This is a genomic window from Nioella ostreopsis, from assembly GCF_004000255.1.
GTDB lineage: Bacteria > Pseudomonadota > Alphaproteobacteria > Rhodobacterales > Rhodobacteraceae > Nioella > Nioella ostreopsis.
This window is the reverse complement of record NZ_RCIQ01000014.1, coordinates 28136-40174: the sequence shown is the minus strand read 5'-3', so window position 1 is coordinate 40174 and position 12039 is coordinate 28136. Positions and strand designations below refer to the sequence as shown.

The 12039-nt window shown below is 58.5% G+C and carries 10 protein-coding genes; 7 read left to right on the top strand and 3 right to left on the bottom strand.

What is annotated here, in order from left to right:
* Positions 1 to 7 precede the first annotated feature (7 nt).
* Both EP237_RS14740 and EP237_RS14735 read right to left on the bottom strand, forming a co-directional pair.
* On the bottom strand, positions 8 to 1327 hold the full coding sequence (locus tag EP237_RS14740; protein WP_164744717.1) for a sensor histidine kinase: 1320 nt from the start codon (positions 1325 to 1327) through the stop codon (positions 8 to 10).
* A 56-nt stretch (positions 1328 to 1383) separates the two neighbouring features.
* Positions 1384 to 2055 (bottom strand): response regulator transcription factor, encoded by a 672-nt coding sequence (locus tag EP237_RS14735; RefSeq protein WP_127561664.1) that lies wholly within the window; start codon positions 2053 to 2055, stop codon positions 1384 to 1386.
* Positions 2056 to 2183: 128 nt separating this feature from the next.
* Here EP237_RS14735 and EP237_RS14730 point away from each other — a divergent pair, with 128 nt between their 5' ends.
* From EP237_RS14730 to EP237_RS14710, 5 genes are all read left to right on the top strand, one after another.
* The gene (locus EP237_RS14730) at positions 2184 to 3284 is read left to right on the top strand and encodes a tricarboxylate transporter (protein WP_127561750.1); all 1101 of its coding nucleotides are present in this window, start codon (positions 2184 to 2186) and stop codon (positions 3282 to 3284) included.
* 75 nt (positions 3285 to 3359) lie between these two features.
* The gene (locus tag EP237_RS14725; RefSeq protein ID WP_127561663.1) at positions 3360 to 5387 is read left to right on the top strand and encodes a tripartite tricarboxylate transporter permease; all 2028 of its coding nucleotides are present in this window, start codon (positions 3360 to 3362) and stop codon (positions 5385 to 5387) included.
* A complete protein-coding gene (locus EP237_RS14720) occupies positions 5384 to 6466 on the top strand; it encodes a 4-oxalomesaconate tautomerase (RefSeq protein WP_127561662.1) in 1083 nt (360 codons plus the stop codon). Before EP237_RS14725 ends, EP237_RS14720 begins: the two co-directional genes overlap by 4 nt.
* Before the next feature lie 63 nt (positions 6467 to 6529).
* Complete coding sequence (locus EP237_RS14715) at positions 6530 to 7501, top strand: D-2-hydroxyacid dehydrogenase family protein (protein ID WP_127561661.1); 972 nt, start codon at positions 6530 to 6532, stop codon at positions 7499 to 7501.
* Positions 7502 to 7551: 50 nt separating this feature from the next.
* Positions 7552 to 8373: a universal stress protein gene (locus EP237_RS14710; protein ID WP_127561660.1), complete on the top strand. Its 822-nt coding sequence runs from the start codon at positions 7552 to 7554 to the stop codon at positions 8371 to 8373.
* Positions 8374 to 8390: 17 nt separating this feature from the next.
* On the opposite strand, the gene EP237_RS14705 is transcribed toward EP237_RS14710, so the two are convergent.
* Complete coding sequence (locus EP237_RS14705; protein WP_127561659.1) at positions 8391 to 9311, bottom strand: LysR family transcriptional regulator; 921 nt, start codon at positions 9309 to 9311, stop codon at positions 8391 to 8393.
* 83 nt (positions 9312 to 9394) lie between these two features.
* Between EP237_RS14705 and tcuA the strand changes: the two genes are divergently transcribed.
* Both tcuA and tcuB read left to right on the top strand, forming a co-directional pair.
* On the top strand, positions 9395 to 10780 hold the full coding sequence (gene tcuA, locus EP237_RS14700) for an FAD-dependent tricarballylate dehydrogenase TcuA (RefSeq protein WP_127561658.1): 1386 nt from the start codon (positions 9395 to 9397) through the stop codon (positions 10778 to 10780).
* The gene (gene tcuB / locus EP237_RS14695; protein WP_127561657.1) at positions 10770 to 11840 is read left to right on the top strand and encodes a tricarballylate utilization 4Fe-4S protein TcuB; all 1071 of its coding nucleotides are present in this window, start codon (positions 10770 to 10772) and stop codon (positions 11838 to 11840) included. The genes tcuA and tcuB overlap by 11 nt, the downstream gene beginning before the upstream one ends.
* The last annotated feature ends 199 nt before the right edge of the window (positions 11841 to 12039 follow it).

The window sequence follows — 12039 nt, the reverse complement described above, 5'->3', positions numbered from 1 at the left end:
CGCAAAACTATGCGTCTTGCTCGGATGAACGCGTCATTGGCAGAAAGATCCGCACCAATAGTCCGGGATCGAGTTCAGACAGAACCAGACGCCCGCCATGGGCCTCTGCCACTGCATTTGCGATCGGCAGTCCCAGACCGCTGCCGGTGCCGGGGGCGACTTGACCAAACCGGGAGAGCGCTGTTTCGAAATCCGTGGTCTCCATACCCTTGCCATTATCGATCACTGAAATGATGGCATGCTGGCTTTCGGTCATGAGTTGAAGACGAACTTCTGTCAGTTGCTCCCCACCATGGAAGAAAGCATTGGTCACAAGGTTCTCAATGGCTTGCTCAAGCAGCAGCGCATCGACACGCACAAGAACCGGGTCGCCGTCCGTCTCAAGCTCCAGCCGGACGTTGCGGATCATCGCGTCGCGCTGCAATCGTTTGACGATGCTTTCCAATGTCGATGCTAAATCCACAATGGCGAGGTTTTCGAAGGGAGGGGCAGAGCGTGCTCTTTCAAAGGCCAAGAGGTCTTCGGACAGTTTGGCGGCATGTGCGGCAGCTTCGACAAGGTCGGCACTTCGGGTCTTGAAATCCGCCTCCGATTTCGAGTTCACAACGGCCTCCGACAAGGCCAGCACACCTGCAATCGGATTGCGCAATTGATGAGCCGCATCGGAAATGAAGCGGTCCTTGGCCTGGATCGTCGCCGACATTTCCGACAGCAACTCGTTCAGCCTGCCGACGACACCCTTCACCTCTTCCGGGATCGCTCGCTTGATTGTTGTCAAATCCTGTGCCGACCGACGCTCGATCGCGCGTTCGAGATCCAGAAGTGGTCGTAGCCCGACCCGCACACCGAACCAGACGAAAAAGGCAACTGCGGCAACAAGGGTGGCCATCACAGCATAGGTGCGTTGCGACAGGCTTCGCACAAATCCATCCCGCAAGGACAGGTCTTGCCAAACGGTGAAGGTGAACTGGCCTGACAGCCCGTCAATTTCCAGACTTTCCAGGAACCGGACCGCCCTCACCGGGCGCCCGAAATACTGTGCATCGAAATAGATATAAGCGTCGTCTTCCAAATCTGTGGGAGGAACCGGTGGCGTCGCGTAGCCGGTCACGAAAACCCCATCGGGGGCATAGACATGATAGAAAACCTGGCCGCCCGAGGTGTTCTGCAACAGGTCGCGGGTCTCCCGGCTCAAGGCGTCACCGCCGCTGATGGCCGTGTCGCGTGAAATGCTCAAGGCGGTGACCAGAAGGGACCGGTCAAACCGGTCGGCGGCACGGATTTGGGCGTCTCTGGCCGCCCAAATTGCAACGCCTGCCGAGATCAACAGAAGCGGGATGAGAATAATGATCGTCAGCCGCAGGCGGAGCGAAAAGCTTCGCGTCATCGGTCAGGCTCTGACATCGCATATCCAATGCCGCGTCGCACGGAGATCTCCACTCCGAAGGCCTTGAGGCGCTTGCGCAGGCGTGAAACGTAGACTTCCACAACGGACTCGTCGACATCGCTGCCGGTGCCGTACAATGCGTCGAGCAGCGCCTGTTTTGAAACGAAACGGCCATTTGCCGTTAGTAATGTCTCGAAGAGTGAGACCTCTCTGCGCGGTACAGACAAATCACCACCCGGACCCAACAGCGCGCGGGCAGTCGGATCGAATGTAAGTGGTCCGATGCTCAGAGTCTCTGAATCAACCCGCCCCGGTCGCCGGCTTAGGGCGCGGATGCGCGCACTCAGCTCATCCATCTCAAACGGCTTCGACAGGTAGTCATCAGCGCCTGCATCCAGGCCGGCAACCTTGTCGCTGATTTCGGACTGTGCCGTCAGCATCAGAACAGGACGCTTGTCTCCTCTGGCACGCATTGCCGCCAAAATCTCAAGCCCGCCCATTCCCGGTAGCTTGATGTCGAGAATAACGAGATCTCCACCATCATCCCGCAGGAAGAGATCAGCTTCGGCACCGTCATGAAGCAGATCAACAGCATGTCCGTCGTCCTGAAGGCGGTAAGCGATGCCTTTGGCGACCGAAACATTGTCCTCTACTATGACGATGCGCATGAAGTTTTTTTTCCGATGAAAGGTTCATGAAAGATTGGCACTGAATGTTGCCCGCATCAAGTCGGCGCTGTTGAGCCGATTGTGAATGACATCCAGGGTTGGGAGACCCTGTTTTCTGGGAGGAAAACATGAACAAGTATTTTAAGCACTCTGCAGTGCTTCTCACCACTGTTTCGGCCATAGGTCTTGCATCGCATGCATTGGCGGACGGCGATGGTTTTGATCTGTCCGGCGAAACTGTGGAGTGGATCATTCCATTTTCTGAAACCGGCGGTTCCGCACGTTGGGCCAACTTCTACGCTCCGCTTCTGAGCGAAGCGTTGCCAGGCAATCCGACCGTTGTCGTGACCTTCATGCCAGGAGCGGGTTCGACGCGGGGAGCCAACCACTTTCAGGGGCTGGAATATGAAGACGGGACCACGATCTTCGGATCCTCCGGTTCCACCCAGTTCCCATTCCTGCTGAATGACCCGCGGGTGCGCTATGAATACAGTGACTGGAACGTTGTTTTGGCGTCTGGCACCGGTGGTGTCGCCTATCTTCCGGCCGACCTTGCCGCACAGCTGGAGGCTGGCGGTGTGGATGCGCTGCTGGAGGAAAATTTCATCTACGGTAGTCAGGGTGCAACACGGCTTGATCTTGTGCCGCTTCTTGCGTGGGAATTGCTGGGTCTCAACGTGGAGCCTGTCTTCGGCATCGAAGGACGGGGCGATGGTCGCCTGATGTTCGAGCGTGGCGAGGCGAATATCGATTATCAGACCTCGTCATCCTACCTGTCTGGTGTGGTGCCGCTTGTCGAAGCCGGAACGGCGGTTCCGTGGTTCTCCTTCGGGGCGCTGGATGCCGATGGCAACCTTGTTCGCGACCCCACATTCCCGGATATGCCAAGCTTTGCAGAAGTGTGCGAAGCCGCACCAAGCTGCGAAACGAGCGGACCGGCATGGGATGCTTGGGTCGCCTTCTTCACGGCAGGCTTCCCGGCCCAGAAGATGGTGTTCCTGCCCGCAGGCGCGCCCCAGGAAGCAATTGACGCGTACTCTGCGGCGTTCCGGGCCATTACCGAGCGGGATGATTTCGCAGAGATCTCTGAGGCCCGCCTTGGCGTCTACCCGCAGTTGACCGGCGATGCTGCCCAGGTTGCGCTGGAAAGTGCCACCAATGTGCCGGAAGAGGCTCAGACTTACGTGATCGAGTGGCTCGCAGATCGCTACGGCGTCGTGCTGCAGTAACCTCGCCCTTTCCCCCGCGGCCTAAGGTTGCGGGGGATTCCTGCATGGAAATCTCTGAAAAGACAGGAGTCCGCAATGGAACTCTTCGCTACCGCCATGCCCGCGCTTGGCGACGCTTTCGGCATGATCCTGAACCCGGTCGTTTTGGGCTATCTGGTGCTCGGCGTCGTGATGGGACTTTGTATCGGGGTTTTCCCCGGTCTTGGCGGAATTGCGGGCCTGTCTCTTCTTTTGCCGTTCATGTACGGGATGGAACCACTTCTGGGGTTGGCCCTGATGGTCGGCATGGTTGCGGTGGTGCCAACATCCGACACCTTCGCCAGCGTTCTGATGGGCATACCCGGTTCATCTGCAAGCCAGGCGACCGTGCTGGATGGGTTCCCGCTCGCCAAGAAAGGGCAGGCGGCGCGTGCCCTGTCGGCGGCGTTCTCCTCGTCACTTTTTGGGGGGCTGCTTGGCGCCACCTTCCTGACCTTCTTCATTTTGGCCGCCCGGCCCATCGTGCTGGCGTTTCAGACGCCGGAATTGCTTATGGTCACGATTTTCGGGCTCTCCATGGTTGGTATTCTGGCAGGCCGGGTCGCCATCAAAGGAATTGTGGCCGCCTGTCTCGGCCTTTTGATCGGCACCATCGGCGAAGGCGCGGCCTCGGGTGAGCTGCGGATGGCCTCCTATGATCTGCCCTACCTTGTGGACGGGTTCAAACTGGTGATTGTCGGGCTGGCGATATTCGCCGTCCCGGAGATCATCGCGCTCCTAAGACAGGATAAGGCCATCTCCGACCGGCAGGTTCTGGGCGGCGGATGGCTGACCGGGGTGAAGGATTGGTGGGCTAATATATGGTTGTCGGTGCGCTGTTCCCTGATTGGTGTGGCTGTTGGTGTGATCCCGGGGCTTGGCGGATCCGTTGTGGACTGGATTGCCTATGGACACGCGGTGCAGACCTCCAAGGACAAATCGCAGTTCGGATCAGGGGACATCCGGGGCATTGTCGGCCCTGAAAGCTCCAACAACGCCAAGGAGGGCGGCGGGCTGGTTCCGACGCTTCTTTTCGGTATTCCCGGCTCCGGCTCTATGGCCATCTTCATCTCAGGAGTGGCGCTGCTGGGAACCGGCCAGATCGAGGTTGGTCCCTCGATGATCAACAACAACCTCAATTTCACCTACGCCATCGTCTGGCTTCTGGCCCTCGCCAATGTCGTCGGCACGCTCATTTGCATTGCTGCGGCAGGTGGCATCGCGCGGCTGACAAACATCCGTTTCGCACTGCTGGCCCCGTTCCTGTTCATGATCATCGCCTTCGCGGCGTTTCAGTCGCGGCAATCCATCTGGGATCTCGTCGCCCTGTTTGGCATTGGACTGCTGGGTATTCTCTTGCGCCGCTTTGACTGGTCGCGCCCGGCCTTCCTGATTGGCTTTGTCCTTTCGGCGCCCGCCGAGCGCTACACGAACCAGGCCTATCAGATCGCAAGCTCCCGTTTTCGGCGGAGTTTTGAAGAAGGGCTCGACTATATCTTCAGCCCCATCGTGATCGTTCTGGTCATCATCACGCTGCTTTCGGTCATCCTTGGCTTGCGGCAGGCGAAGAACATCCAGGCCGAAGGCGATGTGAACTCCGGTGGCAAGCGCGCACCACTGCTCTTTCTGTTGGCGATCACCGCCTATATTGCGATTGCTTACACCGACGCCTCGATGATCCCGGACTACGCCCGGACCGACCGCGTCTTCCCGGTCTTCGTTGGCACTCTCGGATTGATCGGCTGCGCTCTCCTCTTGCTGAAGATGCGACTGAAGCCCGAAACCGATCCGCTTTTTGCCGATCGGGAGGTCGAAGATAGCGAGAGCAATGCCTACGGTCTTTGGGCAACGCTGGCCTGGTTTGGCGGACTGCTTCTCCTGACCGCGCTTCTCGGTTTCATCCTGGCGCTGGCGGTGTTCCTGTTGCTCTTCATCCGGTATCGCGCGGGGAAATCCTGGGGGTTCGCAACGCTCTACACCGCTGCCGGAATCGCCTTCATCTGCGGGATGGCGGCAACTCTCAACCGCGATTTCCCACCTGGCCTGCTGCAATCCTACCTTGATCTTCCCTGGCCGCTGACATGACACAAACAGCCATACCCTTCTGGTTCATGCGTGGAGGTACCTCTCGTGGACCGTATTTCAGGCGGAGCGATCTACCCGAAGATCTCGAAACCCTGGCGCGCGTTCTGGTTGCGGCAATCGGGTCGGGCCATCCGCTCAATATTGATGGAATCGGTGGCGGCAATGCGGTCACGACCAAGGTCGCGATGTTGTCACGGTCAGAGGACAGCAAAGCGGATGTCGATTACTTCTTCGCGCAGGTTGGCGTTGAGGACGGTCAGGTCGACTTCAAGCCAACTTGCGGAAATATCCTGTCAGGCGTTGGGCCGGCAGCGATCGAGATGGGTCTGGTAGACCCAATCGGTGATACGACAACCATTCGCATTCGTGCCGTCAACACCGGCGCGCTGATAGAAGCCAACATCCAGACGCCGGGCAAAAGCACTCGATATGATGGTGATGCGCAGATTGATGGTGTGCCCGGTTGCGCCGCGCCCGTAGGCCTGCAGTTCATGGGAACAGTTGGCGGTGCGACAGGGGCCCTTCTGCCCACTGGCAACCGTATCGACATATTTGATGGTGTCGAAGTGACCTGCATGGATGTTGCCATGCCGATGGTCATCGCGAGGGCGGAAGATCTTGGCGTGACCGGCTATGAAACAGTTGCCGAGCTGAACGACAACAAGGCACTGTTTTCACGGATAGAGTCTGTGCGCCGACTCGCCGGCAAGGCTATGGGCATGGGTGATGTCTCGCAATCGGTCACACCGAAATTCGGTCTTCTGGCATCACCGCGTGTCGGCGGCACAATAGCGGCCCGGTATTTCATGCCCTGGACGGCACACCCGACGATGGCGGTGACCGGCGCGCAATGCCTCGCCTCCTGCGTATTGACCCCTGGCACAGTGGCAGAGGGCCTTTGCTCCGTGCCGACTGAGAGCCCCGCAAGGATCGTTTTGGAGCACCCGAGCGGATCCATTGACGTGGTGGTGGATTTCGAATGCGATGGAAAGGACATCACCATCCGCTCAGCCGGGTTGATACGTACCGCCCGCCTTCTGGCGCGCGGCGACGTCATGATCCCGCCCGGTATCATTTGATCCGCGTTCGGTAGATGGAGCAAGCTCGCGCTGCACACTCAGACTAGAAAGGCCGTGAAACCCATGAAGGTGCATATCCTCGATGACTGGTTCGATACTCTGAGGGGCCTTCCCTGCTTTTCAAAGCTGGCATCGCATGAGGTCACGATCTGGACCGACCATGAGCCAGACCCCGCGAAACTCGCCAAGCGGGTACAGGAAGCGGAGTGTCTTGTGTTGTTCCGGGAACGCACCACCATTTCGAGAGATCTGCTGGAACGGCTTCCCAACCTGCGTCTGATATCGCAGCGCAGTGTCTATCCGCATGTAGATGTAGCAGCCTGCAGCGATCATGGCGTGCTCCTGTGCTCGAACATGCATAGCGACACGCCCTCTTATGCCGCCGCCGAGATGACTCTGGCCCTGATGCTGGCCAGCTACCGGCAGATCCCAGCACAGGTGGAGTCGATCCGGGCGGGAAAATGGCAGGCAGGGGTTGGGCGAACGATGCGAGGGCGGACCCTTGGGCTATATGGCTTTGGGCGTATCGCAAAGGCCGTTGCAGGCTATGCCAAGGCAATGGGGATGCATGTGCAATGGTGGGCCTCAGAGGCCGGTCGCGCTCGGGTTCGGGCAGATGGCGAATGCCTCGCAAAGGACCGCGGAACGTTTTTTGGAACCTCGGATATCGTCAGCCTTCATGTCCGGTTGAAACCGGAGACACGCGGGATCGTCACGGCCGATGACCTCTCTCAAATGGCGCCGCGTAGCCTGCTCGTGAACACCTCAAGGGCGGGACTCATAGCACCGGGTGCGCTTGAGGCTGAAATCGCCAAGGGACGCATCTTTGCGGCTATTGATGTCTTCGACACTGAGCCTCTGACCGACAGTTCACATCCGCTTCTTTCCCATCCGCAGGTCTTGCCGACCCCGCATCTGGGCTATGTGACCGAAGACGAATTTGACCTGCAATTCAGTGACATATTCGATCAGATCAACGCCTATACGAACGGCGCGCCCATCCACATGATCAATCCGGAGGTCTGGCGTCCGTAGGCTTTCCCCAGTTTGCCACTGATCGCCGGCCAAAATGCTGGGAGTACCCAATGAGCATCAAATCCATCCTATGTGCCTATAGCGGCGATCCGTCAAAAGGCAGCGGTCTTCGGTATGCTGTTCAGCTTGCAAAAAGCCACGACGCGCATCTGACTGGTGTGGCCAAAACGGGTGGCATTGGGTTTCTCCACCGTCAGCTACCCGCGCACCTTCCCAAGCAGGTCATCGAGCAGCTCGACGCGAATGGCAGAAAGATCATGGATGATATCAAGGCGCGTTTCCTTGATGTCGTGGGTGCGCAGGGTTTGACAGATCGCGCCGAGTTTGTGGAGCTTGACCCGAAGACGAGCGGGCCGATTGCCGCCTTCGCGCGGGCCTTCGATTTGGTCGTGATTGGTCATCATGTGGGTGCCGTCTATGAGGACGACTATGCGACCAATCCCGACCTGATCGCCCTTCGGAGCGGCCGCCCGGTTCTTATTGTGCCGCAAAGGCATGAGGTATCGGAAACCGCCGCTACCAATGTTCTGGTTGCCTGGGACGGGAAACGTGCAGCAACTTGCGCGATTGCCGCGGCGATGCCGATCCTTGAGCAGGGTGCGAACGTGACGCTGCTCTCCGTTTCTCAAACTCCCCGAAACACGGACCGGCTTGTCAAAAACCTGTCGATGCATGGCGTCATGGCCAAGGCCGTCACGGTCGCGCAAGCTGGCAGTATCGCGGACACGATCCTGGCTTATTCCAGATCAGAAGCGGTCAACCTGATCGTGATGGGGGCCTTTGAACACAGCAAGTTCAGCCATGACATTGTAGGCGGCGCTGCGACGGATGTTCTGAAAGAGGCACATGTGCCGGTGCTTCTGGCGCATTGAGGGCGAGTGATGACGCATCACTCCATCGAAACGAATTGACTGCGGGCAGCATCGGCGACGGCATCAAATAGCGCCTTGGACGTCTCAGAATGCCTGACACCGCGTCGCGTCAGCAGGCCCACGGGTCTACGGATCGCCGGCGCGCAAAGCGGCACGGAACGTGTCCGGCCCCGTCCCACCACGGATGAGCGGGGTAGCAGAGCGATACCACATCCGGCTTCAACCAGATCAATCGCGGTGGTGGATCGCCCAACCTCGAAGGACCAGCGGCAGGACACCCGTGCTGCGGCCATTGCTTCGTCTATCAGCAACCTGTTCCCGGTGCCCTGACCTGGGAGGATCACAGCCTCTTGCATGAGATCTTCCCATGACACGGTATCCTGAGCGGATAAGGGGTGATCTTCAGGAAAGGTCGCAACCATCGGGTCATCGAAGAGCGGGTGAAAATCCGTGCCGGGATCAAGCGCCGGAATGGAGCAGATCCCGAAATCCGCTTCGCCGGAAACCACCGCCTCGGCCACGCCATTGGCGCTATGATCAAGGATGCGAACCCGCAGTGCCTGACCGTCTTTATGCACCTTCTGAAGGGCTGGCGACAACAGGCCGGACACAACGGTCGGGATCGTGGCAATCGTCACGATCTGGTTGCGCTGAAACGCGAAACGGGACGTTTCGTCTCTCATCGCAAGGGTCATCTCCTCGGCATCTGCAAGCATCGCCTCGGCCCGTGCCTTCAACCGTTTTCCTGCAAGAGTTGGGCTCACCTGACGTGTATGGCGTTGAAACAACTGGGTTTCCAGCATCTCCTCCAGCTTCATGACCCGGCGGGTGACAGCCGGCTGCGACAATCCGATCCGATCCGCCGCCCCATGAAAGGAACCCGTTTCCATCACGGCGAGAAAGGCTTGCAGATCGGTGAAGTCATAATTGATACGCATTTTGCATTAATCTCACGAATTACATCATTGGTCAAATCAACCCTACCTGACTAAGCCCATCTCAAGTCAGAGGAACAAGCCAGATGATCAGCCAATACGACGTGGCCATAATCGGTGGTGGGAACGCGGCGCTTTGCGCAGCAATGACGGCAGCGGAGGCAGGCGCTCGCGTCCTGATACTCGAAGCTGCGCCCAAACCCTATCGCGGAGGCAACTCGCGCCACACCCGCAATTTTCGCTGCATGCATTCCAAGCCGGCTGGCCCGCTGGTGGAGACGTATTGCGAAGACGAGTACTTCGCTGATCTCATGAAAGTAACCGGCGGCAAGACCGACGAGCATCTGGCCCGACTTGCCATTCGGAGATCTGAGGAGTGCCTGCCCTGGATGCAGGCCCATGGCGTCCATTTCCAACCATCACTGTCTGGCACCCTGTCGCTGGCGCGGACCAATGCCTTTTTCATGGGTGGCGGGAAGGGTCTCGTGAATGCCTATTATCGCACGGCCGAAAGGCTGGGAGTGGAAGTGCTCTATGAGGCTGTCGTGACCCATCTGGAATTGGAAGAAAGCCTCATCACTCGCGTGGATTACACACATGGCGGAGCCCCGAATGCGATCTCCCCGAAATCGGTCATTGTCGCTTCGGGCGGGTTTCAGGCAGACATTGATTGGCTTGCCCGTGCCTGGGGAGAACAGGCAAGAAACTTTCTCATCCGCGGTACTCCCTATAACCGTGGCGTTGTTCTGGCTGATCTTCTGGATCAGGGTGTGGAAAGCGTGGGTGATCCCACCCAGTGCCACGCCGTAGCGATCGATGGGCGCGCACCAAAGTTCGACGGGGGCATCGTCACCCGGCTTGATTGCGTGCCGTTTTCCATCGTCGTGAACAAGCACGCCGAACGTTTCTACGATGAAGGTGAGGATGTCTGGCCCAAGCGCTACGCCATCTGGGGGCGCCTGGTGGCAGCTCAACCCGATCAGGTCGGCTATGTGATCATTGATGCGAAATCGCTGAACTTGTTCATGCCGTCCGTATTTCCCCCGATCAAAGCCGATACGCTGGAGGAGCTTGCCGAAAAGCTCGGCCTGCCGCCGGACAGGTTGCAGGCGACGGTCGCGGAATTCAATGCCGCATGCGGTGATACCAGCCCCTTTCACCCGACAGAGTTGGATGGCGTTGCCACCGCGGGGCTCACTCCCTCCAAATCCAATTGGGCCAGACCGATCACCGAGCCACCGTTTTACGGCTACTCGCTGCGCACTGGCGTTACATTCACCTATCTGGGGCTGAAGGTTGACGAGAATGCGCAATGCTCCACCAGAAATGGTCCGATCAGGAACCTCTGGGCAGCGGGGGAAACAATGGCCGGATCGATTCTGGGGCAGGGCTATCTCGCTGGATTTGGTATGACAATCGGAACCGTCTTCGGACGCATCGCAGGGCGGGAGGCCGCAGCCCATGCAAGCTGAACTTCTCAAGGAAGCCCGCCGTCAGGCCGAGATCTGCAATGCCTGCCGCTATTGCGAGGGATATTGCTCGGTCTTTCCCGCTTTGCACCGGCTGCGCGCGTTCTCGGATGCCGACCTTATGCAATTCGCCAATCTCTGCCACAACTGCCGGGGGTGTTTTTATGCTTGTCAGTACACCGCTCCGCATGAGTTTGACCTGAACCTTCCCGGCATTCTTGCAGATCTTCGACAGGACAGTTGGGAGGAGTTTGCCTGGCCGCAGGCGCCCGCAAAGGCATTTCAACGCAATGGCGTGCTGATTGCACTCGTAACGGTCCTGGGATTTGCTCTCCTGTTTGTGGCGGCTCGGTTTCTCGGACCGGCAGGTGGTGAGGGTTTCTACGCGGTCCTGTCCCACACTGCGATGGTGGCGATCTTTGCACCGGCATTCCTTTTTCCGCTCCTTAGCCTTGGCGTCAGTATTCGGCGCTACTGGGGGGAAACCGGCGGAGGGTCTGTCGCTTTCTCGGACCTGAAGGGGGCCTTGGTGTCAGCAGCCAAGATGAAAAACCTCGCAGCAGGCCACGGCGAAGGCTGCAATTTCGAGGATGAAGACCGATTTAGCCACGCGCGCCGCCATGCACATCATCTGGTCATGTATGGCTTCCTGCTCTGCTTTGCTGCGACCACGTCGGGCACCGTCATGCACTATGCTTTTGGCCTTCACGCACCCTATCCGCTTTGGTCGCTGCCAAAACTGCTTGGCGTCACGGGTGGACTGATGCTGACAGCTGGTGCGTTCTGGATGGTTAGGCTCAAGCTCAGATCCGCACGAGAGCTTGGATCTGCCACGGCTTGGGGTGGAGAAATGGCCTTTGTGGTGTTGCTGGGCTTTGTGGCGGGTTCCGGCCTTGCGCTCTACCTGTTCGGTCAGACTGTGGCAATGCCGACCCTGCTGGCTCTGCATCTCGGCGCAGTTCTGGCCTTCTTCTTGCTGACACCGTTCACCAAAATGGCACATGGCTTCTATCGCATGGCCGCATTGGTGCGAGAAGAGAACTCAAAGCGGAGTTCATCATAGGGAAAGCAACAACTCCTCGCGAAATGCGTGATGCTGCGGGCAACAGAAGCAAACGTTTATTCGCACAACGGCTTTCATGGGATTTAGTAAGCCCAAGCCCGAGAAAATTACCTGCGGTAAACGTCAGCTTCGTAGAAGCCGCACTGCGGAAGCCGGCCATACGACAAATGTCTGCAAAGGGCCGAGAGTCAAGCAGAAG